Origin of the sequence: Sedimentibacter sp. B4 (genome assembly GCF_000309315.1) — a bacterium.
Lineage (GTDB): Bacteria > Bacillota > Clostridia > Tissierellales > Sedimentibacteraceae > Sedimentibacter > Sedimentibacter saalensis.
Genome location: NZ_CANG01000170.1, coordinates 1 through 279, shown reverse-complemented (window position 1 = coordinate 279; position 279 = coordinate 1). Strand labels below are relative to the sequence as shown.

Genomic DNA, 279 nt, shown 5'->3' with positions numbered 1-279 from the left:
TGGCCAACAGCAACAACATCATCGGCCAGCGCCTGCCGATCACCGCAGACCACTACCGGGTGGTGACCACCTCCGCCGAGGCGTTCGTCCCCGGCCAGACCAGTCAGGTCAAGCTCAAGGCGACCCTCGCCGAGCTCGGCTTCGACACCCGGGGCGCGGCGTTCGCGTTCGGCGCGGACGTGATCGCCCGGACCAGCCCGCCCAGCGAGGACCGCGCGTCCGGGCAGTTGCGGACCTTCGTGCCGATCCCCGGCAAGCGGAAGGTCCCGGTCACCCCGA

General features: G+C 71.0%; 1 protein-coding gene. It reads left to right on the top strand.

The window, feature by feature from the left end:
* Window positions 1–279: hypothetical protein (locus BN358_RS26180; protein WP_198018382.1), on the top strand; the 279-nt coding region annotated here is incomplete at both ends.